This is a genomic window from Streptomyces sp. NPDC051740 (assembly GCF_044453165.1).
GTDB lineage: Bacteria > Actinomycetota > Actinomycetes > Streptomycetales > Streptomycetaceae > Streptomyces > Streptomyces atrovirens.
Genome location: NZ_JBITCL010000031.1, coordinates 1 through 23,901, shown reverse-complemented (window position 1 = coordinate 23,901; position 23,901 = coordinate 1). Strand labels below are relative to the sequence as shown.

Here is a 23,901-nt window from a genome sequence, read left to right as displayed (position 1 = left end):
AGGGGTGGAAGTGAAGCGGGGGCCCTATGAGGGTAGGCGCACGCTCACCGCACCTCGATGAAACCGCCCGCGTCCCGTTCCGGCCGCGGGCGCGGTTCCTCCGCCGGGTGGCCGACCGCCACCGCGCCCATCGGGTCCCAGTCCGCCGGCAGGTCCAGGACCTCGCGGACCACCTCGCGGCAGAACATCGTCGACGACACCCACGCCGAGCCCAGCCGCTCCCCGGCCAGCGCGACCAGGAAGTTCTGCACGCCGGCGCCCGTGGCGACCACGAACATCTCCCGCTCCGCGCCGTCCCGCCGCGCGTCCCCGTAGGTGTGCGAACCGTCCATGACCAGGCAGGGGACGACCAGGTACGGCGCGTTACGCAGGACGTCGCCGCGGCGGACGCGCTTGGCGATCGACTCCTCCGCCTTGCCGTCGCGGCGCAGGTCCGCGATCCAGGCCTCGCGCATGGCGTCCAGGAGACGGGTGCGGGATCCGGGCGACTCCAGCAGCACGAACCGCCACGGCGTGGTGTGGTGCGGGGCCGGTGCGGTGACCGCCGCGGCCACCGCGCGGCGTACGGCTCCGGGGTCGACCGGCTCGTCCGTGAAGGCCCGTACCGTACGGCGCTGGGTCACCGCCTGCCGTACCGCCTCGGACGTGCCGAGGCGGAACATGTCGTCGCGCGCGCCGCGGACCATCGCCCGCGCGCCCTCGCCGTCGTCGGCCGCCACCAGGTGCGGCAGCCCGCGGACCACGGCCACCGGGAGGCCGGACGCCTTGCCCTTGACCAGGTCGCCCGCCGCGGCGAGCTCGTCGGCCGTGGCGACGACGGTGGCGCCGAGCGGGTTGCCGTGCGCGTCGGTGCCGCCGCGCAGGTCGTCCAGCACGCGGACGCCCGCCGCGCCGATCGCCACGTCCGTCAGCCCCGCGCGCCAGGGGCGGCCGAAGGTGTCCGTGATGATCACGCCGACCTCGACGCCCAGGGCGTCACGCAGGCCCTCGCGTATCGCCCGCGCGGAGGCGTCCGGGTCCTCCGGCAGCAGCAGGACCGTACCGGCGGGGGTGTTGGAGGCGTCGACTCCGGCCGCGGCCATGACCAGGCCCTGCCGGTTCTCCACGATGCGCAGGGGGCCGCGCCGGGCCACCACGCGCACCGTCTCCGCGTCGATCGCGGCCTCCCGGTCCGTCGCCTCGACGATCCGGCCCTCCGCCTTGGAGACGATCTTCGAGGTGACGAGGAGGATGTCGCCGTCGGACAGGTCCGGTGCGGCGGCCGCGATCAGCTTGGCCAGGTCGTCGCCCTCGCGGATCTCGGGCAGGCCCGCCACGGGCCGGACCCGGTAGCCCGTGCCGCTCATACCGCGCGCACCTCCTCCGCCAGCGTCAGCGCCTCCCGCGCCATCCGCGCGGCCGCGTCGACGTCGGTCATCATCAGCGGTACGGCCCGGCAGCGGATCCCGGCCGCCTCGACACGCTCCACACAGCCCGCGTCGACCGTGTCGACCAGCCAGCCGTCCAGCAGGCCCGAGCCGTAGTGCTCGGCCACCGCCGGGGCCGTGGACTCCACGCCGACCGCCGCCAGCACCTTGTCGGCCATGCCGCGCACGGGCGCGTCCCCGACGATCGGCGACAGGCCGATCACCGGCACGCCCGCGTCGGCGATCGCCTCCCGGATGCCGGGGACGGCGAGGATGGTGCCGACGGAGACGACGGGGTTGGACGGCGGGAAGAGGATCACGTCGGCCTCGGCGATCGCCTCCAGGACACCCGGCGCCGGCTTCGCCTGCTCCGCGCCGACCGGCACGACCGCCTCGGCCGGCACCGAGGCCCGCAGCCGCACCCAGTACTCCTGGAAGTGGACCGCCTTGCGTTCCCCGTCCAGCTCGACGGCCACATGGGTCTCCACGCGGTCGTCGGTCATGGGGATGAGGCGCACGCCGGGCTGCCAGCGGTCGCAGAGCGCCTCGGTCACCGCGCTGAGCGGGAACCCGGCGCCGAGCATCTGCGTCCGCACGATGTGCGTGGCGAAGTCCCGGTCGCCGAGCCCGAACCACTCCGGGCCGACGCCGTACGCTGCGAGCTCCTCCTTGAGGTGGAATGTCTCGTCGGCCCGCCCCCAGCCCTGCTCCTCGTTGATGCCGCCGCCGAGCGTGTACATCACCGTGTCGAGATCCGGGCAGACCTTCAGCCCGAAGAGGTGGATGTCGTCCCCGGTGTTGCCGATGACCGTGATGTCCGCGTCCGGCACGGCCCGCTTCAGACCGCGCAGGAAACGGGCACCGCCGATGCCGCCTGCCAGAACCACAATGCGCATGGGGCCATCCTCGCAGGCGGCTACGACATCGCGTCAGGCAGTTACCGGGCCGGGTGCCGGACGCGCCTCGCAGTGGGGGGCGATGGGGGTTCCCCCGGCCGAACGAAGCCGGGACCGGGGGAGCATGGGCATCTCGGTCAGGCCCGGGTAGTAGATGTGCAGGCTGACCGCTGGTTCGAGGGCGTCGTTGACGACCTCGTGCACATAGCCGGGTGCGAACACCTTCCCCCACTCTCGGCTTCGCTCGAGCGGGGGGACCCCCACCGCGCCAGCCGTCAGCGCGCGCGTGCCGCGCTCCGTGCGCTCGGTCAGGGTGCCGTCCAGGACGGTGAACAGGCCGGAGGAGCGGCCGTGGTCGTGCGGCCCGCTGCCCTGGCCGGGCACCCAGGAGAGCAGCCACACCTCGTAGCCGGGGCCGGTGCGCAGCCGGTGGTACCAGCGGCTGCCGGCGTCGTACTCGACGAGGTGCTCCCACTGGGAGCGGTCGGCGGCGATGGAACGGGCCAGGCCGACGAACTCGGCGACGGTGGCCGGGTGCTCGCGCGGGGGCTGGAGCAGGTGCGGGACTTCGAGGATGTCGCCGGCGATCTGGAGGTCGCTGTCGCTGTTCATGGAGGCGGAGTTTCCTTGGCGGAGAAGCGGTGGGGGGTGCGGGTGTCGCGGCGCGTCACGCCCGGGTCGCGGGCGGGCGGCGGCGAGGGGTGCCCCGGTGGGAGCGAAGGAAGAAGCGGCCGAGTCGCGTGGGACCCGGCGGCGGCGGGAGCGCGTGGGGCTCAACAGCCGGAACAGAGACAGCTACAGCGAGCGCGGGCAGCACCGAGGAACCCGGCGGAGCGGGTCGAGGTGAGTGCCGAATTCGCGAGCATGCCCACTAGGACAGCGGTTCACTCCTCCACTGTCAACTCGGCGCCCGGTATGTGGGACATGGTTCACCTCATCCGGTTCATCTCGCAGGCGAAAGGTTTGCTCAGTCGTTTCCCGGGACACATGGTGCCCACGGCCGGGCGTCCCGCACGCCGTTGCGATCCCGTGATCCGACTGTGATCCGGTTCGCTTCGGCGCGGGTGTCGCAACGGGATCGATGCCCTGGGCGTCTCTCCCGCAGAGACTCTGTGTGAGGTCGGAAGCCCTCACGGGTCCCGTACGCGTGTCAAGGTTTAGGACGATTTGAACACTTTCCGCTCGGCCTTGGTTCCGCAGAGTGAATAAGGGGCCCAATAGCAGATCTCGGCTTGACTCGCCCGGAGCAGCACACTTGTAATTTCACTCGTGTCGTTCAGCCGGAATCGGTAACGGCTGGATCACGGGGACGCGAAGGACGGACGAGGGGCGCACATGACCGAGCTGGTGCAGCAACTGCTGGTCGACGACGCGGACGAGGAGCTCGGCTGGCAGGAGCGCGCGCTGTGCGCCCAGACCGACCCCGAGTCCTTCTTCCCCGAGAAGGGCGGCTCGACCCGGGAGGCCAAGAAGGTCTGCCTCGCGTGCGAGGTCCGCTCCGAGTGCCTCGAATACGCCCTCGCCAACGACGAGCGCTTCGGGATCTGGGGCGGCCTGTCCGAGCGGGAGCGCCGCCGGCTGAAGAAGGCCGCGGTCTGACGAACCGGCACATCACCGCCGTACGTACAGCACACGCACCACTTCGTACATACGTCGCTCAAGGCCCGTCGCGGGTGGTTTGTCCACAGGCGGCGGGCCGTTCTGCCCGCCCGTCGCCCGGCCACCGCCCCTCGACGAGACGCTCCGCGCCGCCCCGTTCAATCTGCCGATAGTGTGGTCGCTCGTCCGAGACGCCCCGCTGCCCCCATCGGGCACAGGCGTTCCCCCCAGACCACCGAACCGGGGCCCGTACCTCGATGTCCGTGCACAGCCACACGGCAGCCCGGCAAGACCTCGCTGCCTCACCTGAGTTCCCGCGTCACGTGGTGACCGCGGTCCTCGTCTCCCACGACGGCGCCCGCTGGCTGCCCGACGCGCTCGCCGGGCTGCTCGGCCAGGAGCGCCCCGTCCAGTTCGCCATGGGCGCCGACACCGGCAGCGCGGACGACTCCGCCCGGCTGGTCGCCGAGGCCCTCGGCGACGACCACGTGCTGCACCTCGCCCGGCGCACCGGCTTCGGCCAGGCGGTCGAGGAGTGCAACCGCAGCGCCCCGCATCTCACGCCGGACGACCTGCCGTACCTGAAGCGGCCGAGCGGCTGGGACCCGGTCACCCGCAGTTGGCGCGACGACGCCTACGACCTGCCGGAACTGCCGCACGGGGAGCCGGTGCAGTGGCTGTGGCTGCTGCACGACGACTGTGCGCCCGAACCCGACGCGCTGGCCCAGATGCTGCGCGTCGTGGAGAACGAGTACGAGCTCGGCCGTGACGACGTGGCCGTCGTCGGCCCCAAGCTCCGCGGCTGGTACGACCGCAGGCAGCTCCTCGAGGTCGGCGTCTCCATCGCCAACTCCGGCCGCCGCTGGACCGGTCTGGACCGCCGCGAACAGGACCAGGGCCAGCACGACCACGTACGGCCCGTGCTGTCGGTGTCCACCGCCGGCATGCTGGTCCGCCGTGACGTCTTCGACCGGCTCGGCGGATTCGACCGGCACCTGCCCCTCATGCGCGACGACGTCGACCTGTGCTGGCGCGCCCACTCCGCGGGACACCGGGTCCTGATCGCACCCGACGCGGTCGTCCGGCACGCCGAGGCCGCCTCCCGCGAGCGCCGCACCGTCGACTGCGTGGGCCGCACCTCCGCCTCCCCGCACAAGGTGGACAAGGCGGGCGCCGTCTACACCCTGCTCGTCAACGCCCGTACGGCCGTCCTGCCCTGGGTGCTGCTGCGCGTCGTCCTCGGCACCCTGCTCCGTACCCTCGCCTACCTCGTCGGCAAGGCCCCCGGACAGGCCGTCGACGAGATCCGCGGCCTCATGGGCACCCTGCTGCGGCCCGAGCGGATCCTCGCCGGACGGCGCCACCGCGGCAGCCCGCAGACCGACAAGGGCGAGATGCGGCCGCTGTTCCCGCCGCCCGGCGCGACCGTCCGCGTCACCGTGGAACAGGTCGCGAGCGGCCTCGTCGGCCGCTCCGACCCCGAAGCCGCCTCCGGCGCGGGACGCCACGGCAGCGCCGTCGAGTCCGGACCCGGCGGCGACGACGCCGACTTCCTGGAGGTCGAGCAGTTCGCCCGCCTCAAGCGCATCGCCCGCAAGCCGGGCCCGGTGCTCTTCCTGGTGCTGCTGCTCGTCTCCCTGGCGGCCTGCCGCCAGCTCCTCGGCGGCGGCGCGCTCGCCGGCGGCGCCCTGCTCCCCGCGCCCGCCGGCGCCGGTGAGCTGTGGGCCCGTTACACCGACGCCTGGCACGCCGTGGGCGCCGGCGGCACCGGATCCGCACCGCCCTACCTGGCGATCGTCGCGGCCTTCGCCTCCCTCCTGCTCGGCTCCACCGGCCTCGCCGTCACGATCCTCCTGGTCTGCTCGGTACCGCTGGCCGGCCTCACCGCGTACTTCGCCTCCCGTCCGCTCGTCGAGTCCCGGCTGCTGCGCGCGTGGGCGGCCGTCGCCTACGCCTTCCTGCCCGCCGCGACCGGCGCCCTGGCCGGCGGCCGCATCGGCACCGCCGTACTCGCCGTACTGCTGCCGCTGATCGCCCGCGCGGGCATCGCGGCGAGCGGCCTCGCGAACCCGGAGGGCACCCGCGGCAGTTGGCGCGCCACCTGGGCGTACGCCCTGCTGCTGACGATCGCCGCGGCGTTCACCCCGATCGTGTGGCCCGTCGCCCTGGTCCTCGGCGTCGGCGTGCTGGCCCTGCGCAGGACCGAGATCCCGGCCTACGGACTCCGCTTCCTGGCCCAGCTGGGCACCCCCCTGCTGGTCCTCGCCCCGTGGTCGCTCTCCCTCCTCCCGTTCGGCTTCTTCAGGGAAGCGGGCCTGGAGTACGGCCCCTCCGCCGCCTCCGCCCTCGACCTGCTCGGGGCGAGCCCGGGCGGCCCCGGCACCGTCGGCGGCACGCTGCTCATCGGCCTGGTGCTCGCCGCACTCGCGGCCCTGCTCCGCTCCGAGCGCCGGACGGCGATCCTCACCGCGTGGGCGGCGGCCCTGGTGGGCCTCGTCTTCGCGGTCCTGTCCAACAACTCCGTCTGGGCGGGTCCCGCGACCCTCGTCTACGGCATCGCCGTCCTGGCCGCCGCCACGCTCGGCGCCGACGGGGCACGCGCGCGGGTCGCGGAGCAGAGCTTCGGCTGGCGCCAGCCGGTCGCCGCGCTGATCGCCCTCGCCTGCGCGATCGGCCCGCTGGTCGCCGTCGCCGGCTGGGTGATCCGCGGCGCCGACGGCCCCGTGGAGCGGCGCGACCCCGTCCAGGTGCCCGCGTTCGTCGCCGAGGAGAGCGGCACCCGCGACCAGGCCCGCACCCTCGTCCTCGACAGCGACTCCACCGCCCGGGTCGGCTACGTCCTGGTCCGCGGCTCCGGCGCCCGCATGGGCGACGCGGAGATCGCCGCGGTGGACGGCGAGAACACCGGGCTCGACAAGGTCGTCGCCAACCTCGTCGCCGGCTCCGGCGCGGACCAGGCCGACCAGCTCGGCGGCTTCGCCGTCCGCTACGTCCTCGTCCACCCGGGCGCACCGCGCGAGGTCACCCGCGTCCTGGACGCCACCCCCGGCCTGTCCCGGCTCAGCCAGCAGGCGGGCGGCGCGCTGTGGCGGGTGGACCGGCAGGTCGCCCGCGCGAGCATCGTCCCCGCCAAGGACGGCGACGGCGATCCCGTGCCCGTGGCGGCAGGCCCGGTCGAGATCCACACCAAGATCCCGGACGGTGCCGAGGGCCGCGTCCTGCGCCTCGCCGACACCGCCGCCGAGGGCTGGACCGCCACCCTGGACGGCAAGCCGCTGACCCGTACGACGGTCGACGGCTGGGCCCAGGGCTTCGAACTCCCCGCCTCCGGCGGCACGCTGGACGTCACCTACGACGACCCCATCACCCACACCGCCTGGCTGTGGGCCCAGGGTCTGCTCGCCGTCGTCCTCGTCGTCATGGCCCTGCCCGGCCGCCGCCGCGACATCGACGACGACCTGCCCGAGGAACCGGCCGTCCCCGCCGAGGCGATGGCCGGCGAGGGCCGCCGCGCCCGCCGCCTGCGCGCCCAGGCCGAGGCGGAGACCGAGGCCGAGGCCGCGGCGGAGTCCGGCACCGGAGAACCGGGCGCCGACGAGGACTTCCCCGCCCCGCCCGAGCAGCCCCCCGCCCCCGTCCCGCAACAGCCCGACCACGGCGACTGGGACGCGGCGGCGCAGTACCCGAACGCCTACCCGGACGAGCAGCAGTACCAGCAGTACCCGGCGGACGCCTACGGCGGGACCTACCCGGCGGAGGCCTACCCCCAGGGCGGCGAGTACGACCCGTACGCCTACGGCACCCAGCAGGCGCCGTACGACCAGACCTACACCCAGGGCTACGACCAGAACTACACGCAGGGCTACGACACGTCGTACGACCCCCACGGCACGGGCAGTGAGCGTCCCGACGGGAGCCAGCAGTGAACCGCACCACCCTGTCCCTGATCGCGGGCGTGACCGCGCTCGCCGCCGTCACCGGCTTCGCCGCGGTGTCCTCACCGGACACCAAGGCCACGGACGGGACGGCGGAGGCGGCGGCCCACCTCCCCGTGGAGCGCACGAGCCTGGTGTGCCCCTCTCCCAGCTCCTCCGACCTGGCCGAGACGACGTACACGTCCTTCACCCCGGTCACGAAGGGCACGGAGAAGGGGGGCGGGGCCGAACTCCAGGCGGCCACGGAGCAGAAGCAGGACGAGTCGAAGTCCGAGGACGACTCCGAGGACGACAAGGACGCCGAGTCCGAGAAGCCCGTACTGGAGCCGGAGGAACCCGGCAAGCCGGCCACCGGGGAGACGACCGGCGGAGAGTCCCCCGCCCTCCTCGGCACCGCCGAGGGCCGCTTCGCGCCGGGCTGGACCGTGCAGGAGACGACCACGGTCACCGCGGGCACGGGCCGGGGCATGCACGGCGTCACCTGCACCGCCCCGGACACGGAGTTCTGGTTCCCCGGCGCGAGCACCGGCGCCGACCGCACCGACTACGTCCATCTGACCAACCCCGACGACTCGGCGGCGGTCGTGGACATCGAGCTCTACGGCAAGGACGGCGCCCTCGAGACGACGGTGGGGGAGGGCATCACGGTCCAGCCGCACTCCGCCGAGCCGGTCCTGCTCCCGACGCTCACCGACGAGAAGCAGACCGACGTGACCGTGCACGTGGTGGTCCGCAGCGGCCGGGTCGGCGCCGCCGTACAGGCCCTGGACGACAAGCTGGGCGGCGACTGGCTGCCCGCGTCGACCGACCCGTCCGGCAGCCTGGTCCTGCCCGGCATCCCGAAGGACGCCACCGCCGTACGCCTGGTCGCCTTCACCTCCGGTGACGCCGACGTCGACCTGAAGGTGCGCCTCGCCTCCCCCTCCGGCCTGATCACCCCGGCCGGCCACGACACCCTCCACGTGAAGGGCGGCATGACGGCGGCCGTCGACCTGGAGGACATCACGCGCGGTGAGGCGGGCTCCCTGGTCCTGACGGCGGCGGACGACTCCGTCCCGGTCGTGGCGGCGGTACGGGTGCTGCGCGGCAAGGGCGACAACCAGGAGTCGGCCTTCATCCCGGCGGCGCGACCGGTCGGCACGCGCGCGACGTCCGTGGACAACACGGACAAGGGCACGACGCTCTCGGTGACGGCTCCCGAGGGCACGGCGAAGATCAAGGTCACGGCCTCGGCGGGCACCGAGGGCGGTACGGAGGCCTCGAAGACGTACACGATCAAGTCGGGCACGACGCAGGACATCGAGGCACCGGTCCCGGCCGGGTCGAAGGGCACCTACGCCCTCACGGTGGAACCCCAGTCGGACACACCGGTCTACGCGTCCCGAACACTGACCGCGACGAAGAACGACATCCCGTTCTTCACGGTCCAACCCCTCCCGGACGACCGGGGGACGGTCTCGGTACCCCAGTCGAACGAGGACCTGTCGATCCTGCAGAACTGACCCCGAACCGGGGCGGCCCTGATCCGGAACCGCCCCACCTCCCCGCGTTCCCGCGGGCAGTCGCCGCCGTGCCGCCGTTCCCGCGGGCAGTCGTGCCGCTGGGGCGGCACGGGTGGGCGCGACGGCACCCCGCAAGCGCCGGACCGCGCGAACACCCCCCGCCCCGCACCAACGCGGGGCACCCCGTACAGCGCCGGGCAGCACAGACCCATTTCCGGCCCACACACGCGGGGCACCCCATAAGGCGCCCCCGGCACCCACGCGGCGTCAGTCCTCCCCGTACCGGGGATCCACCGTCTCCGGCGTCAGCCCCAACACCTCCGCCACCTGCTCGACCACGACCTCATGCACAAGCGCCGCCCGCTCGTCCCGTCCCTTGGTACGGATCTCCACCGGCCGCCGATAGACCACCACCCGCGCCGGCCGCCCGTCACGAGCGGCCACGGTCCCGCCCAGCGGCACCGCCTCATCACTCCAGGCCCCCCCACCCGGCCGCGGCACGTCCAGCACCAGGAAATCGACGTCGGCCAACTGCGGCCACCGCCGCTCCAGCCGCTCCACGGAGTCCTGCACGAGATCCGCGAACGTCTCCGCACGGCTCGCGGCGAGCGGCACCTGCGGAGGCGCGATCGGGCCGCGCATGCCCCGGCCGTGGCGATCACGGCGTCGGGGCCCGGGGGCGGGGCCGGGTCCGGCGGCACGGGGCGTCACAGAGCTGTCCATCACCGCGAAGCGTAGTCGCCACGTCGCCGCCCCGCCCGATCACCGCACGCCTTCCGGCCGACCCGCACGGCATGTCACAACATGACCATTCCAGCCAAGGTTGGGCTCGATTCCGTATCTCCCCGAGACCGATGACCTCAAGGCAATCGGCAGTGTTTGTACCAATTGGTGACCGGAATCAGTACCGTCGAACCCCCCGAACCCTCGCGTCGAACCAGGTCGGCAAGGTGCCCCCAAAGGGGCATGTGGGGCGTTTCGTGCCGCGACACGGTGGAGTGGCCTGGTGGAGAGTCGTCGCGGCCCGCTCAAGAGTGCGGTACCGTCCAACGTCGTGAGCCCTGTACGTCGCTGTTCGCGCACCGCCTGCGGCCGTCCCGCCGTCGCGACGCTGACGTACGTCTACGCCGACTCGACCGCGGTCCTCGGCCCCCTCGCCACCTACGCCGAACCCCACTGCTACGACCTGTGCGCGGAACACTCCGAGCGCCTCACCGCACCGCGCGGCTGGGAGGTCGTCCGCCTGCTCGACGGCTCGGCCCCGGCCCAGCCCAGCGGAGACGATCTGGAAGCGCTTGCGAACGCGGTGCGCGAGGCGGCCCGTCCGCAGGAGCGGGCGGCGGGGGCGGGCGGCGGTTCCCGCACCGCGGACCCCATGGAGGTCGCACGCCGCGGCCACCTGCGCGTACTCCGCTCCCCGGACAACTGACCGGGGCGGGCCTCCTCCCCGTACCCCAGGCGCCGCGTAAACCCCCGCACACCCATTGACGCCTCCTTGTCGCGGACACGACCATTCCGTTGGTACCCGGCGAGAAATCGCTTTCGCATGGCGGAATCCGGGAGGCGCCCGTGTACATCCAGGAACTGGAACCCGTCGCCGGCTCGCTCGGCCTCTCCGCCCTGGTGGCGGTTTTGCCGCTCGTGATCGTCCTGGTCCTGCTCGGCGGCGTCCGGATGAAGGCGCACCTCGCGGGCCTGACCGGCCTGCTGGCGGCGGTACTGGTGGCCTGCCTGGCGTACGGCATGCCACTGGGCCAGACGCTCTCCAGCGGCGTCCAGGGCGCCGTCTTCGGCGTCTTCCCCATCATGTGGATCGTCGTCAACGCCCTGTGGGTCTACCGGATGACCGTCCGCACCCGCCACTTCGACATCCTCCGCCGCTCCTTCGGCCGCCTCTCCGACGACCCCCGCATCCAGGCACTCGTCATCGCGTTCTGCTTCGGCGCCCTGCTGGAGGCCCTCGCCGGGTTCGGCGCCCCCGTCGCGATCTCCGCCGTGATGCTGGTGGCCCTCGGCTTCGACCCCGTACGCGCCGCCGTGGTCGCGCTGGTCGCCAACACCGCGCCGGTGGCGTTCGGCGCCATGGGCACGCCGGTCGTCACGCTCGCCCAGGTCACCGGCCTGCCACTGGACTCCGTGGCGTCCGTCGTCGGCCGCCAGACGCCGCTGCTCGCCCTGGTGGTGCCGCTCGTGCTGGTCTGGCTGGTGGACGGGCGCCGCGGTCTGCGCGAGACCTGGATCCCCGCACTGGTCTGCGGAGCCGCCTTCGCCGTGGCCCAGTTCGTCGCCTCCAACCACGTCTCCGCGCAGCTCGCCGACATCGGCGCCGCCCTGGCCGGCGCGGGCGCCCTGGTCGCCGTACCGCACGCGCGCGTGCCCGCCACCGAGGCCGTACGGACCTCCGTGCTGACCGGCGCGCGCAGCGATGAACTGGACGAGGAGGACCCGCGCGGAGAGGTGGTACGCGCCTACGCCCCGTACGCGCTGATCGTCGTGATCTTCTCCGTCTCCCAGATCCCGGCGGTGAAGGACCGGCTCGCCGGTACCACCCGGACCTACGACTGGCCCTTCCTGGACGTCGCGGGCCCGGACGGCGACCCCGTCGGCGGCAACGTGTTCACCTGGCCGGTCGTCTCCACCGGCGGCACCCTCGTCCTGTTCGCCGGAGTGCTCACGGCGGCGGTGATCGGGGTGCACGCGCGCGTGGCGGTCAAGGAGTGGCTGGCGACGGTCCACGAACTGCGGTTCGCGATCCTCACGGTGACGTCCGTCCTGGCCCTGGCCTACGTCATGAACCTCTCGGGCCAGGCGGCGACGATCGGCCACTTCGTCGCGGCGGCAGGCGCCGGCCTCGCCTTCCTGTCCCCGGTCCTCGGCTGGTTCGGCGTCGCCGTCTCCGGCTCGGACACCTCCTCCAACGCCCTCTTCGGCGCCCTCCAGGTGACCGCCGCCCAGCAGTCCGGGCTCTCGCCCGAACTGCTCGCCGCCGCCAACAGCTCCGGCGGCGTCCTCGGCAAGATGATCTCGCCGCAGAACCTCACCATCGCCTGCGCGGCCGTCGGGCTGGCGGGCCGCGAGGGCGACCTGCTGCGCAAGGTGCTGCCCTGGAGCCTCGGCCTGCTGCTCGTGATGTGCCTGATCGTGGTGGGCCAGAGCACGGCGGTGCTCGGCTGGATGCTGCCCTGAGCCTCCACGACGTCCGTGTCACCCTCTACGGGTAGTTTGTGGTGACCGACAGGACTTCCGGAAGGGCTGGCCGTGGCTGCTGATCTGTCGCAGATCGTGAAGGCGTACGACGTGCGCGGAGTCGTCCCCGACCAGTGGGACGAGTCCCTCGCCGAGCTCTTCGGCGCCGCCTTCGTCCGGGTGACCGGCGCGAGTGCCGTCGTCACCGGTCACGACATGCGGCCGTCGTCCCCCGGCCTGTCCGGCGCCTTCGCGCGAGGTGCGGCGGCCCTGGGCGCCGACGTCACCGAGATCGGCCTGTGCTCCACGGACCAGCTCTACTACGCCTCGGGCGCCCTGCACCTCCCTGGCGCGATGTTCACGGCCTCGCACAACCCGGCGCGGTACAACGGCATCAAGCTGTGCCGCGCGGGCGCGGCGCCGGTCGGCCAGGACACGGGCCTGGCGGAGATCCGGGAACTCGTCGAGCGGTGGAGCGCCTCGGGCGCCCCGGAACCGACGACCGGAACCCGGGGAACGATCACCCGGCGCGACACGTTGGACGACTACGCGGCACACCTGCGCTCGCTCGTCGACCTGACCTCGATCCGCCCCCTGAAGGTCGTCGTCGACGCGGGCAACGGCATGGGCGGGCACACCGTCCCGACGGTCTTCGCCGGCCTGCCGCTCACCCTCGTCCCGATGTACTTCGAACTCGACGGCACCTTCCCCAACCACGAGGCCAACCCCCTCGACCCGGCCAACCTCGTCGACCTGCGGAAGCGGGTCCGCGAGGAGGGCGCCGACCTCGGCCTCGCCTTCGACGGCGACGCCGACCGCTGCTTCGTCGTCGACGAGCGGGGCGAACCGGTCTCCCCGTCCGCGATCACCGCCCTGGTCGCCTCCCGCGAACTCGCCCGCAACGGCGGCAAGGGCACGGTCATCCACAACCTGATCACGTCCTGGTCGGTCCCCGAGGTCGTACGGGAGAACGGCGGCACCCCCGAGCGCACCCGCGTGGGCCACTCCTTCATCAAGGCCGAGATGGCCAGGACCGGCGCGATCTTCGGCGGTGAGCACTCCGCGCACTACTACTTCCGCGACTTCTGGAACGCCGACACGGGCATGCTGGCCGCCCTGCACGTCCTCGCCGCCCTCGGCGGCCAGCAGGGCACCCTGTCGGCCCTGGTCGCCCAGTACGACCGCTACGCCGGCTCCGGCGAGATCAACTCCACGGTCGACGACCAGACCGCCCGCCTCGCCGCGGTCAGGGCCGCGTACGAGGGCCGCGACGGCATCACCCTCGACGACCTGGACGGCCTCACCGTCACCGCCCCCGACTGGTGGTTCAACGTCCGCCCCTCCAACACCGAACCTCTCCTCCGCCTGAACGCAGAGGCCCGGGACGAGACGACGATGACCAGAATCCGCGACGAGGCCCTGACCATCATCAGGTCATGACCCCCATCCACAGACAGCTGCCCGCGTTCCGCGTTCCGCCCCCGCCCCGTTCCGCAGACAGCTGTGCCGCCGTCCCCGCCGTTCCCGCGGGCAGCCGCCGTCCCCGCCGTTCCCGCGGGCAGCCGCATGCCGCCGCCCATTGCGGGCAGTCGTGCCTCCCCCAGTGCCTTAAGGGCCTGGGAGGTACCCCCAGGGCGGCACGGGTGGGCGCGACGGCACCCCGTAGGCGCCGGGCCGTGCAACCCCACCCCCGGCCCACACCGACACGGGGTACCCCGTAACGCGCAGGGCCGCGCGACCCACCCCCGCCCGGCCCCAACGCCCCGCACCCCCACCAGCGGTACCCTGACCAGCACATCCACCCACCGAAGGAAACGCCCATGCCACTCGAAGCCGGCCTCCTGGAAATCCTCGCCTGCCCCGCCTGCCACTCCCCCCTCAAAGAGCAGGAAACCGAACTGATCTGCACCGGCGAGAGCTGCGGCCTGGCCTACCCTGTCCGCGACGACATCCCCGTACTCCTCGTGGACGAGGCCCGCCGCCCCGAGTAACCGGTACACCGCGCACCGACGACGCCCCGCCGACCGGAGATCGGAGCCCGCCGCCCATGCTCGACGAATCGCTGCTCGACTCACCGGAGGGCCTCGCCGAGGCCGACCGCCGCGCCCTGCTCCGCGGCGCCGCCGAAGCCGGCGCCCGCGTCCGCACCGCCGCGCGGCACGCCGCCGAGGCCGGCGTCAACAACCTCAAACCCGACGGCCGCCCCCGCGCCGTCCTCATCGCAGGCCCCGGCGCCGCCGCCACCCAGACCGCCGACCTCCTCGGCACCCTGGCCGGCGCCGGCAGCCCCGTCACCCGCCTCGCGCCCACCGGCGTCGCCCCCGCGCCAGGCGCCCTGCGCTGGGAACTGCCCGGCTGGGCCGGCTCCGTGGACCTGCTCCTCATCGCCACCCCCGACGGCACCGAACCGGGCCTGTCCCTGCTCTCCGAGCAGGCCTACCGCCGCGGCTGCACCGTCGTCGCCGTGGCCCCCGCCGACAGCCCGCTCGCCGAGGCGGTCGGCGGCTCCCACGGCCTGTTCGTCCCCATGGCCACCGCGCCCTACGACCAGGACGAACCCCTCGCCGCCTCCGCCCCCGGCGTCCTGTGGGCGCTGCTCACCCCGCTGCTCGCGCTCCTGGACCGCACCGGCCTGCTCACCGCCCCGCCCGAGGCCCTGGAGAAGATCGCCGACCGCCTCGACGGCATCGCCGAACGCTGCGGTCCGGCCATCGCGACGTACAGCAACCCCGCCAAGACCCTGGCCGCCGAACTGGCCGAAGCGCTGCCCGTCGTATGGACCGAGGGCGTCTCGGCGGGCCCGGCCGGCCGCCGGTTCGCCGCCGCGCTCGCCGAACTGTCCGGCACCCCCGCCGTCGTCGCCGAACTCCCCGAGGCGCTCGCCGCGCACAGCGCCCTGCTGGCCGGCCGGCTCGCCGCCGGCGCGGACCCGGACGACTTCTTCCGCGACCGCGTGGAGGAAGCACCCGCCCTGCACGCGCGCGTGGTACTGCTCCGCGACCGTCCCATCGGCGGCCTCACCGCCGCCCCCGCCGCCCGCGACCTGGCGCTCACCCACGACACGCCGATCAGCGAGCTGGAACCGGAGGCGGGCGGCGAGTTGGAGACCCTCGCGGAACTGATCGCCGTCACGGATTTCGCCGCCGTTTACCTGGCGCTCGCCTCGGGAGCCTGATCATGCCCGGGACCCCCTGAGACCCTCCCTCCGCGCGGACGCACGACAAGCACGACACGCACCGACACCGCGCGCCCGCACGAGAACCGGCAGAAGGAACGCGGAGAATCCCATGGACCGCCTCGACAACACCGTCCGCCCCTACGCCTGGGGTTCCACCACGGCCCTCCCGCGGCTGCTCGGCACCGAACCGACCGGCGAGCCGCAGGCGGAGATGTGGATGGGCGCCCACCCCGGCGCACCCTCACGCACCGGCCGGGGCACGCTCGTCGAGGTCATCGACGCCGACCCGGAGCGGGAACTCGGCCCGGACTCGGTCGCCAAGTTCGGCCCCCGCCTGCCCTTCCTGCTCAAACTCCTCGCCGCCGGAGCCCCGCTCTCCCTCCAGGTCCACCCCGACCTGGCCCAGGCGAAGGAGGGCTACGCGGACGAGGAGCGCCGCGGCGTCCCCGTGGCCGCCCCGCACCGCAACTACAAGGACGCCAACCACAAGCCCGAACTGATCTGCGCCCTCACCGAGTTCGACGGTCTGTGCGGCTTCCGCGACCCGCGGCGCGCCGCCGCACTCCTCGACGGCCTCGGCGTCGACTCCCTCAAGCCGTACGTCGACCTGCTGCACGCCCACCCCGAGGAGGCGGCCCTGCGGGAGGTCCTCACCGCGATCCTCGCCGCCGACCCCGAGGAGATGACCCGCACCGTCACGGAGACGGCCGCTGCCTGCGACCGCCTCGGCGGCGCCTACGCCCCGTACGCCGACATCGCCCACCACTACCCGGGCGACCCCGGCGTCATCGCCGCGATGCTCCTCAACCACGTCCGGCTCCAGCCCGGCGAGGCCCTCTTCCTCGGCGCCGGCGTCCCGCACGCCTACCTCGACGGCCTGGGCGTCGAGATCATGGCCAACTCCGACAACGTCCTGCGCTGCGGCCTGACCCCCAAGCACGTCGACGTCCCCGAACTCCTGCGCATCGTCCGCTTCGAGGCCGGCGACCCCGGCGTACTGCGCCCGGAGGCCGGTCCGGACGGCGAGGAGGTCTACGAGACCCCCATCGACGAGTTCCGCCTCTCCCGCTACGTCCTCCCCGCGGGCGGCGCCACCCACGACCTCACCCTGACCACCCCGCAGATCCTGCTCTGCACCGCCGGCTCCGTACGGGCGGGCGAGCACGAACTGACCCCGGGCACATCCGTGTTCGTCCCTTCGGGTGAAAAGGCCGAAGTGTCGGGTACCGGAACCCTGTTCAGGGCCACCGTCGTCGCCTGATCACCCCGTGACGGCGACCTGACACGCCGTCGCCGAACCGGGCTGCAACAATGGCCCACCGTCAAAGGACGGGCAAAGTCCCGGGCGGCGTACACACACGTCTGCCCGGGCCCCACACGGCGTACGAAGGGACAACGCGAACACATGAGCGCGTCAGGCGGCACCAAGGCGATCGTGGCGGCACTCGCCGCCAACCTCGCGATCGCGGTAGCGAAGTTCGTGGCGTTCCTCTTCAGCGGCTCGTCATCGATGCTCGCCGAGTCCGTGCACTCGCTCGCCGACTCCGGCAACCAGGGGCTGCTGCTGGTGGGCGGCAAGAGGGCCCAGCGCCAGGCGACCCCGCAGCACCCCTTCGGCTACGGCCGCGAGCGCTACATCTACGCCTTCCTCGTCTCCATCGTGCTCTTCTCGGTCGGCGGCATGTTCGCCCTCTACGAGGGCTACGAGAAGATCAAGCACCCGCACGAGCTGGAGCACTGGTACTGGCCGGTCGGCGTCCTCGTCTTCGCGATCATCGCGGAGTCCTTCTCCTTCCGCACCGCCATCAAGGAGTCCAACCCCCTGCGCGGCGACCGCTCCTGGAAGGAGTTCGTCCGTCACGCGAAGGCACCCGAGCTGCCGGTCGTCCTCCTGGAGGACCTCGGCGCGCTCGTGGGCCTGATCCTCGCCCTCGGCGGTGTCGGCATGGCCCTGGCCACCGGCGACAGCGTCTGGGACGGCATCGGCACCCTCTGCATCGGCGTCCTGCTCATCCTGATCGCCCTGGTCCTCGCCGTCGAGACGAAGTCGCTGCTGCTCGGTGAGGCCGCGGGCCCCGAGGCGACCCAGAAGATCGAGGCCGCCGTCGTCGACGGAGACACCGTCACCCGCATCATCCACATGCGCACCCTCCACATCGGTCCCGAGGAGCTGCTGGTCGCCGCGAAGATCGCCGTCCGGCACGACGACACGGCCACCGAGATCGCCTCCGCCATCGACGCCGCCGAGTCCCGCATCCGCGAGGCCGTCCCGATCGCCCGCGTGATCTACCTCGAGCCCGACATCTACAGCGAGACCGAGGCCACTAAGGGCGCCGACCCCGAGGCCACCCCCGGCGGCCCCGCCTCCCACGACACCGCTCACTGAGTCCCGGCCCCACCGGGACCCGCAGGACCCTACGACGAAGGGGCCCGCCGCATCACAGCGGCGGGCCCCTCCGCCGTCCTGGGCGGCCCCACGCCTCAGAGGTGCGCGGGCCACAACTCCGTGTCGAACTCCGCCGGCCGGTGCCGCCTGGTCCGCCCCGCGAGCGCACAGATCAGACCCGCGATCGCCAGCAGCAGCCCGAACAGCGTGGCCCCGGCGAGCAGCACCACACCCAGGCGGTCCTCCGTCACCCGGCCCCGCACCGCCTCCACGGGCACCGTGCCGCCGTGGTCATCGGTGAAGAAACGGGAGTCCCGCGAGTTCAGACGGTGGTCGCCCAGCAGGAACAGTCGCCCCGGCGGCACCCGGACGTCGTACCGCTGCGGAAAGGGGCCGTTGGCGTCCCCGTCCTTGACGTACGGCTCCTCGAACGCCCTGCCGTTCACCGTGAGCCGCCGCGCGGACCCCTCCCCCTCGCAGCACACGATCCGGTCACCGCCCACCCCGATGACCCGCTGCACGACGAGCCCGCCTCCCGGATAGCGGTCGGGCGCCGCGAACAGCACCACGTCACCGCGCCGCACCTCGTCACCCTCCACGCGCGCGTAGAAGACGTCGTCACCGAGCCGGTACGTCGGCGTCATGCTCTCGCCCCGCACATCGGCCGTCCCGTAGTTCAGCCGCAGCGCCCCCAGGGACGCCACCACCGACAGCAGTCCCGCCGCGAGCATCACCCACCCCGTGACCAGCATTCCCCGCCCCGTGTCCATGCCCGCGTCCCTCCCCGCGCGGACCACCCGCGCGGGGTGAGGCTAGCGGTCCGCTCGGCGACGGCCGCCGGGGACCGGTGAGGGGGGCGCCCGTCAGATCGGCCTGATGTGTACGCGGGCGGACTGGGGCCGGCCGGGCCCGGCGGTGTAGCTTGGGACGGAGCCAGACGTCGCTGCTGATGGCGGTCGGGCGGTCCCACCGCGGACCGGCCGAGGGAGAGAGGGCCTCCGACGGACTGCGCTGCGCGCACGCGGGCATGCCTGTGTCCTCCTCAGGGCACCCCTGTGTCCGCCGCCGCGCAGACCAGCCGTACCCACCTCGACCCACACCCCGAGGAGCAGCTCGCAATGACGACTGTCGACAACCGACAGGACTTCAAGGTCGCCGACCTCTCCCTGGCCGAGTTCGGCCGCAAGGAGATCACCCTCGCCGAGCACGAGATGCCCGGCCTGATGGCGATCCGCAGGGAGTACGCCGACGCCCAGCCCCTGGCCGGCGCCCGCGTCACCGGCTCCCTGCACATGACCGTGCAGACCGCCGTCCTCATCGAGACCCTGGTCGCCCTCGGCGCCCGGGTCCGCTGGGCGTCCTGCAACATCTTCTCCACCCAGGACCACGCCGCGGCCGCCATCGCCGTCGGCCCGAACGGCACGCCCGACAACCCGCAGGGCGTTCCCGTCTTCGCCTGGAAGGGCGAGACCCTGGAGGAGTACTGGTGGTGCACGGAGCAGGCGCTGACCTGGCCGGACAGCCCCACCGGCGGCCCCAACATGATCCTCGACGACGGTGGTGACGCCACCCTCCTCGTCCACAAGGGCGTCGAGTACGAGAAGGACGGCAAGGCCCCCTCGCCCGACACCGCCGAGTCCGACGAGCACCGCGTCATCCTCGAACTGCTCAACCGCACCCTGAGCGAGAGCCCGCAGAAGTGGACCCAGCTCGCCTCCGAGATCCGCGGTGTCACCGAGGAGACCACGACCGGCGTCCACCGCCTGTACGAGATGCAGCGCGACGGCACCCTCCTGTTCCCGGCGATCAACGTCAACGACGCCGTCACCAAGTCGAAGTTCGACAACAAGTACGGTTGCCGCCACTCCCTGGTCGACGGCATCAACCGCGCCACCGACACCCTGATCGGCGGCAAGACCGCGGTCGTGTTCGGCTACGGCGACGTGGGCAAGGGCTGCGCGGAGTCCCTGCGCGGTCAGGGCGCCCGCGTGATCGTCACCGAGATCGACCCGATCTGCGCCCTGCAGGCCGCGATGGACGGCTACCAGGTCACGACGCTCGACGAGGTCGTCGACAAGGCCGACATCTTCGTCACCACGACCGGCAACAAGGACATCATCATGGCCGCCGACATGGCCAAGATGAAGCACCAGGCCATCGTCGGCAACATCGGCCACTTCGACAACGAGATCGACATGGCCGGCCTCGCCAAGGTCCCCGGTATCGTCAAGGACGAAATCAAGCCGCAGGTCCACACCTGGACCTTCCCCGACGGCAAGAAGATCATCGTCCTCTCCGAGGGCCGCCTGCTGAACCTGGGCAACGCCACCGGCCACCCGTCGTTCGTGATGTCCAACTCCTTCGCGGACCAGACGCTGGCCCAGATCGAGCTGTTCACCAAGCCCGACGAGTACCCGACCGGCGTCTACGTGCTGCCCAAGCACCTCGACGAGAAGGTCGCCCGCCTCCACCTCGACGCACTCGGCGTCAAGCTGACCACGCTCCGCCCGGAGCAGGCCGAGTACATCGGCGTGCAGGTCGAGGGCCCGTTCAAGTCGGACCACTACCGCTACTGAGCCCACGCTCCCGCCGCGGGGAGCGCGTCCGGTGCACGGACGCGCTCCCCGGCAGCAGGTCCTCCGAGGCAGGCCCCCGCACCCCCGTGCCGGGGGCCTGCCCCTTTGGCGGACCGGCGACCGGCCCAGCCCGTCACGACCCAGGACCCCCATGCCCCGCGGCCGCTATTCGCTCCACGATCCGCACGATCACACCCCCCTCGCAGAAGAACACTTCCACTGCGCCCCCGGCCCCTCCGGCTGGCGCTACGTCTCGCAGCTCACCGCCCCCGCAGGCGATCATCTGGGCTCGGTCGACCTCGCCCTCGACGAACTCGGCCGCCCCATCCGCCTCGAACTCCACGCCGCGAGCTGGCAGGTCCGCGGCGCCGCCCTCGACGGCGTCACCTGGGTCCGCACCGACCCCACCGGAACCCACGCCACCGAAGGCAATGTGCGCGCTCACGCCTTCACCGGCTCGTCCCCCGCCTTCCTCATCGCCACCGCTCGCCTCCTGCGCCTCACCCCCTCGGCATCAGCCACCCGTGTACGCCTCGTCGCCTTCACGGACCCGGTCCTCGCCCCGCGTACCCTGGACCAGTCCTGGGCGTTGGTGAAAAGAGAAGCACACACCACTGACAACGGCCCCCTGACCGTGGACGAATACCAGGTCACAGCCCTGGACACGGGCGAACAGCACTCCGTGCACATCGCCGGGGACGTGGTCCTCGCGGCCCCCGGCATCGAACTGGAGGACCTCGAATCACCACCGTCGGTCCTCGACTGACCGGCGCCTTTCGAAGGCGCCTACGCGGGCGGAGCGAACCCCGTCGAGGGCCGGTCGGCCGACGATCCCTCCGGCGGCGGGGCGGCCCGCTCCCCACGTACCACGGCTCCCGGATCCGTCGGCGGATACACAGCCGGCCGCGCATCCGGCGCGACGGCCGCGACGGGATACACCGGCGGAGCGTAGGCACCCGCCGGACCAGCCGTACCCACGGGTCCGCCACCCCCGGCCGACCCCTGTCCGAACGCCCGCCGGGCCTCCCGGGCCTGCCGCTCCTGCACCACCGCCGCGAGATACGCCGCGGGCGGCACCCCCGGCGGCACCGGCGCCCCCGTGCGCCCGGCCAGGTCCGCGGCCAGCCGCTCCGCCATCGACCAACCGACCTGCGGATCGAGCTGCCCCATCCGCGTCAGGTACTGCCGGACGGCAAGCCACAGACCATCGGGCACCGCCGACAGATCGAGCCCCGAGAAACGCCCGGTCAGCCACGGCGGAGGCGGCGGCACGAACCCCGCCTGCCCGGCCGGCACCCGCTCCCGCACGACGAGAGTCCCCGCGAACACGTCTCCGAGCCGCCGTCCCCGCGCCGAAACCAGAGACGCGATGCAGGCCACGACCCCGAGCGTCATCAGGATCTCGATCACACCGATCAGGCCTCGCACCAACGCGTGCCGGAACCGGATCGGCCCCCCGTCGTCCCGCACCACCCGCAGTCCGCAGGCCATCTTCCCGAGCGACCGCCCATGGCTGAGCGTCTCGACCAGGATCGGCCCACCGACCAGCACGAGGACGAACAAGGCGATCGAGATCGCGGTCTGCGCGGCCTCGTCCAACGAGGCCGTGGCAGCCACCAGAGCGATGGTCACCACGACATAGACGGCCACGGCCGCCACCAGATCGAGCAGCACGGCCAGCGCCCTGCTGGGCAGCCTCGCGGGGCGCAGCTCCAATGCCACCGCCTCGCCCGTCACCAGCTCACTCACGCCCGCCGCCCTTCCCTGGCCTGCCCCGGACACCGCCAGTCTGCCAAGCTGATGGCACATCGCACCGCAGTACGACCAGCAGATCAAGCCGATCATCCTTCCACCGGTCAGGCCGACCGCCGACGAACAGCCGAGGAGCAGGCACACCGATGGACCTCGACGTCTTCGTCTCCGCCCACCGCGCGGAGTGGGACCGCCTCGACGCCCTGCTCCGGCGCCAGCGCCGCCTCACCGGCGCGGAGGCCGACGAACTCGTCGTCCTCTATCAGCGCACGGCCACCCATCTCTCCCTGATCCAGTCGGCCGCCCCCGACCCGCAGCTGACCGGCCGGCTCAGCCAACTGGTGGCACGCGCGCGCAGTGCGGTGACCGGCGCCCGCCGCGCCTCCTGGCGGGACGTCACACGCTTCCTGTCCCACAGCTTCCCGGCCGCCGTCTACACGTCACGGCACTGGTGGGTGCCCACAGCACTCCTCTCCACAGCCGTCGCGGCGCTCCTCGGCTGGTGGATAGGCACCCACCCCGAAGTACAGGCGTCCATAGCGGCCCCCAGCGAGCTGCGCGAGCTCACCCGTCCCGGCGGCCAGTACGAGACGTACTACTCGAGCCACCCCGCGGCCTCCTTCGCCGCCCAGGTCTGGACGAACAACGCGTGGGCCGCGGCCCTCTGCCTGATCCTGGGTGTCTTCCTGGGCCTGCCGGTCCTCTGGATCCTCTTCCAGAACATGCTCAACCTGGGTGTCGGCTTCGGTCTGATGTCCTCCGCCGGCCGTCTCGACACCTTCCTCGGCCTGGTCCTGCCGCACGGCCTCCTGGAACTCACCGCGGTCTTCGTCGCGGCCGGAACCGGCCTCCGCCTCGGCTGGACCGTCATCGACCCGGGCCCCCGCACCCGACGCACAGCCTTGGCGGCGGAAGGCCGGGCAGCCCTGGCCATGGCGATCGGCCTCGCCCTGGTCCTCTTCGTCTCCGGCGCCATCGAAGGCTTCGTCACCCCGTCGGATCTGCCCACCTGGGCGCGCATCACCATCGGAGTCATCGCCGAGCTGGCTTTCCTGGCCTACGTCTATGTCCTGGGCGGACGTGCGGCGCGCGCCGGCGAGACCGGTGACCTGGAGGCGTTCGAACGCAGCGCCGACGTGCCCGCGGCCGCCTGATGTGCGCGAGACCCCGCTGAGCTGCTAGTCTCCTCTTCGCCCCGCAGGAACCGTTGACACGGAGCAGGCGGGGAGGTAGATTCAAACAGTTGCCTGGAGACGGGGTCTGACCCGGAGGGCGACAGTGAGCGTCTATCAGCTTCTCATCGAAACACTGATTTCGAAGAAGCACCTCCCGATAAATCGGAAAACGAAGGCCGGTAAGTCCGCCCTGAAACTTCTGATAAAGTGGGAATCGCCGGAAAGGGAAACGCGAGAGCGGAACCCCGGAAAGCACCGAGGAAATCGGATCGGAAAGATCTGATAGAGTCGGAAACGCAAGACCGAAGGG

Annotated in this window: 19 protein-coding genes; 13 read left to right on the top strand and 6 right to left on the bottom strand. The window is 72.6% G+C overall.

Annotated elements, in window-relative coordinates; all coding sequences use genetic code 11:
* Nucleotides 1-44: 44 nt before the first annotated feature.
* From ACIA6T_RS32790 to ACIA6T_RS32780, 3 genes are read right to left on the bottom strand one after another with little or no spacing between them, the layout of a single operon-like run.
* Nucleotides 45-1,346, bottom strand: a complete 1,302-nt coding sequence (locus ACIA6T_RS32790) for a coenzyme F420-0:L-glutamate ligase (protein WP_399450161.1) — start codon at nt 1,344-1,346, stop codon at nt 45-47.
* On the bottom strand, nt 1,343-2,302 hold the full coding sequence (gene cofD / locus ACIA6T_RS32785) for a 2-phospho-L-lactate transferase (RefSeq protein WP_399450160.1): 960 nt from the start codon (nt 2,300-2,302) through the stop codon (nt 1,343-1,345). Before cofD ends, ACIA6T_RS32790 begins: the two co-directional genes overlap by 4 nt.
* A gap of 33 nt (nt 2,303-2,335) precedes the next feature.
* The gene (locus ACIA6T_RS32780) at nt 2,336-2,914 is read right to left on the bottom strand and encodes a cysteine dioxygenase (RefSeq protein ID WP_399450159.1); all 579 of its coding nucleotides are present in this window, start codon (nt 2,912-2,914) and stop codon (nt 2,336-2,338) included.
* 723 nt (nt 2,915-3,637) lie between these two features.
* On the opposite strand from ACIA6T_RS32780, the gene ACIA6T_RS32775 reads away from it, so the two are divergent.
* From ACIA6T_RS32775 to ACIA6T_RS32765, 3 genes are all read left to right on the top strand, one after another.
* Nucleotides 3,638-3,901: a WhiB family transcriptional regulator gene (locus tag ACIA6T_RS32775; RefSeq protein ID WP_003975777.1), complete on the top strand. Its 264-nt coding sequence runs from the start codon at nt 3,638-3,640 to the stop codon at nt 3,899-3,901.
* A 257-nt stretch (nt 3,902-4,158) separates the two neighbouring features.
* Nucleotides 4,159-7,827, top strand: a complete 3,669-nt coding sequence (locus tag ACIA6T_RS32770; protein ID WP_399450158.1) for a glycosyltransferase — start codon at nt 4,159-4,161, stop codon at nt 7,825-7,827.
* The gene (locus tag ACIA6T_RS32765; protein ID WP_399450157.1) at nt 7,824-9,338 is read left to right on the top strand and encodes a DUF5719 family protein; all 1,515 of its coding nucleotides are present in this window, start codon (nt 7,824-7,826) and stop codon (nt 9,336-9,338) included. Before ACIA6T_RS32770 ends, ACIA6T_RS32765 begins: the two co-directional genes overlap by 4 nt.
* Before the next feature lie 267 nt (nt 9,339-9,605).
* Here the strand turns inward: ACIA6T_RS32765 and ACIA6T_RS32760 are convergent, their stop codons facing one another.
* A complete protein-coding gene (locus tag ACIA6T_RS32760; protein ID WP_385058472.1) occupies nt 9,606-10,061 on the bottom strand; it encodes a metallopeptidase family protein in 456 nt (151 codons plus the stop codon).
* A 283-nt stretch (nt 10,062-10,344) separates the two neighbouring features.
* Between ACIA6T_RS32760 and ACIA6T_RS32755 the strand changes: the two genes are divergently transcribed.
* From ACIA6T_RS32755 to ACIA6T_RS32725, 7 genes are all read left to right on the top strand, one after another.
* Nucleotides 10,345-10,767, top strand: a complete 423-nt coding sequence (locus ACIA6T_RS32755; RefSeq protein WP_184765947.1) for a DUF3499 domain-containing protein — start codon at nt 10,345-10,347, stop codon at nt 10,765-10,767.
* Nucleotides 10,768-10,907: 140 nt separating this feature from the next.
* On the top strand, nt 10,908-12,524 hold the full coding sequence (locus ACIA6T_RS32750; protein ID WP_399450155.1) for an L-lactate permease: 1,617 nt from the start codon (nt 10,908-10,910) through the stop codon (nt 12,522-12,524).
* Nucleotides 12,525-12,596: 72 nt separating this feature from the next.
* Nucleotides 12,597-13,964 carry a phosphomannomutase/phosphoglucomutase gene (locus ACIA6T_RS32745; RefSeq protein ID WP_399450154.1) on the top strand — a complete coding sequence of 456 codons (1,368 nt, stop codon included), beginning with the start codon at nt 12,597-12,599 and terminating at the stop codon, nt 13,962-13,964.
* A 380-nt stretch (nt 13,965-14,344) separates the two neighbouring features.
* A complete protein-coding gene (locus ACIA6T_RS32740) occupies nt 14,345-14,515 on the top strand; it encodes a Trm112 family protein (protein ID WP_385058477.1) in 171 nt (56 codons plus the stop codon).
* A 56-nt stretch (nt 14,516-14,571) separates the two neighbouring features.
* On the top strand, nt 14,572-15,699 hold the full coding sequence (locus ACIA6T_RS32735; RefSeq protein WP_399450153.1) for an SIS domain-containing protein: 1,128 nt from the start codon (nt 14,572-14,574) through the stop codon (nt 15,697-15,699).
* Between the two features lie 112 nt (nt 15,700-15,811).
* Complete coding sequence (gene manA, locus ACIA6T_RS32730) at nt 15,812-16,963, top strand: mannose-6-phosphate isomerase, class I (RefSeq protein ID WP_399450152.1); 1,152 nt, start codon at nt 15,812-15,814, stop codon at nt 16,961-16,963.
* A 144-nt stretch (nt 16,964-17,107) separates the two neighbouring features.
* Nucleotides 17,108-18,088 carry a cation diffusion facilitator family transporter gene (locus ACIA6T_RS32725; protein WP_399450151.1) on the top strand — a complete coding sequence of 327 codons (981 nt, stop codon included), beginning with the start codon at nt 17,108-17,110 and terminating at the stop codon, nt 18,086-18,088.
* 95 nt (nt 18,089-18,183) lie between these two features.
* Here ACIA6T_RS32725 and lepB read toward each other — a convergent pair whose 3' ends face one another.
* Nucleotides 18,184-18,858: a signal peptidase I gene (gene lepB / locus ACIA6T_RS32720; protein ID WP_399450150.1), complete on the bottom strand. Its 675-nt coding sequence runs from the start codon at nt 18,856-18,858 to the stop codon at nt 18,184-18,186.
* Between the two features lie 348 nt (nt 18,859-19,206).
* On the opposite strand from lepB, the gene ahcY reads away from it, so the two are divergent.
* Nucleotides 19,207-20,664 carry an adenosylhomocysteinase gene (gene ahcY, locus ACIA6T_RS32715; RefSeq protein ID WP_399450149.1) on the top strand — a complete coding sequence of 486 codons (1,458 nt, stop codon included), beginning with the start codon at nt 19,207-19,209 and terminating at the stop codon, nt 20,662-20,664.
* 151 nt (nt 20,665-20,815) lie between these two features.
* Nucleotides 20,816-21,430 (top strand): hypothetical protein, encoded by a 615-nt coding sequence (locus ACIA6T_RS32710; RefSeq protein WP_399450148.1) that lies wholly within the window; start codon nt 20,816-20,818, stop codon nt 21,428-21,430.
* A gap of 20 nt (nt 21,431-21,450) precedes the next feature.
* On the opposite strand, the gene ACIA6T_RS32705 is transcribed toward ACIA6T_RS32710, so the two are convergent.
* Nucleotides 21,451-22,413: an RDD family protein gene (locus ACIA6T_RS32705; protein WP_399450191.1), complete on the bottom strand. Its 963-nt coding sequence runs from the start codon at nt 22,411-22,413 to the stop codon at nt 21,451-21,453.
* Nucleotides 22,414-22,562: 149 nt separating this feature from the next.
* On the opposite strand from ACIA6T_RS32705, the gene ACIA6T_RS32700 reads away from it, so the two are divergent.
* Nucleotides 22,563-23,570 (top strand): stage II sporulation protein M, encoded by a 1,008-nt coding sequence (locus ACIA6T_RS32700; protein ID WP_399450147.1) that lies wholly within the window; start codon nt 22,563-22,565, stop codon nt 23,568-23,570.
* Nucleotides 23,571-23,901 lie beyond the last annotated feature (331 nt).

Coding starts and splice junctions, on each gene's coding strand:
- ACIA6T_RS32710 (WP_399450148.1), top strand. CDS start 20,816: ATGCCCCGCGGCCGCTATTCGCTCCACGATCCGCACGATCACACCCCC.
- ACIA6T_RS32700 (WP_399450147.1), top strand. CDS start 22,563: ATGGACCTCGACGTCTTCGTCTCCGCCCACCGCGCGGAGTGGGACCGC.
- ACIA6T_RS32780 (WP_399450159.1), bottom strand. CDS start 2,914: ATGAACAGCGACAGCGACCTCCAGATCGCCGGCGACATCCTCGAAGTC.
- ahcY (WP_399450149.1), top strand. CDS start 19,207: ATGACGACTGTCGACAACCGACAGGACTTCAAGGTCGCCGACCTCTCC.
- ACIA6T_RS32790 (WP_399450161.1), bottom strand. CDS start 1,346: ATGAGCGGCACGGGCTACCGGGTCCGGCCCGTGGCGGGCCTGCCCGAG.
- manA (WP_399450152.1), top strand. CDS start 15,812: ATGGACCGCCTCGACAACACCGTCCGCCCCTACGCCTGGGGTTCCACC.
- ACIA6T_RS32725 (WP_399450151.1), top strand. CDS start 17,108: ATGAGCGCGTCAGGCGGCACCAAGGCGATCGTGGCGGCACTCGCCGCC.
- cofD (WP_399450160.1), bottom strand. CDS start 2,302: ATGCGCATTGTGGTTCTGGCAGGCGGCATCGGCGGTGCCCGTTTCCTG.
- ACIA6T_RS32760 (WP_385058472.1), bottom strand. CDS start 10,061: ATGGACAGCTCTGTGACGCCCCGTGCCGCCGGACCCGGCCCCGCCCCC.
- ACIA6T_RS32775 (WP_003975777.1), top strand. CDS start 3,638: ATGACCGAGCTGGTGCAGCAACTGCTGGTCGACGACGCGGACGAGGAG.
- lepB (WP_399450150.1), bottom strand. CDS start 18,858: ATGGACACGGGGCGGGGAATGCTGGTCACGGGGTGGGTGATGCTCGCG.
- ACIA6T_RS32740 (WP_385058477.1), top strand. CDS start 14,345: ATGCCACTCGAAGCCGGCCTCCTGGAAATCCTCGCCTGCCCCGCCTGC.
- ACIA6T_RS32735 (WP_399450153.1), top strand. CDS start 14,572: ATGCTCGACGAATCGCTGCTCGACTCACCGGAGGGCCTCGCCGAGGCC.
- ACIA6T_RS32770 (WP_399450158.1), top strand. CDS start 4,159: ATGTCCGTGCACAGCCACACGGCAGCCCGGCAAGACCTCGCTGCCTCA.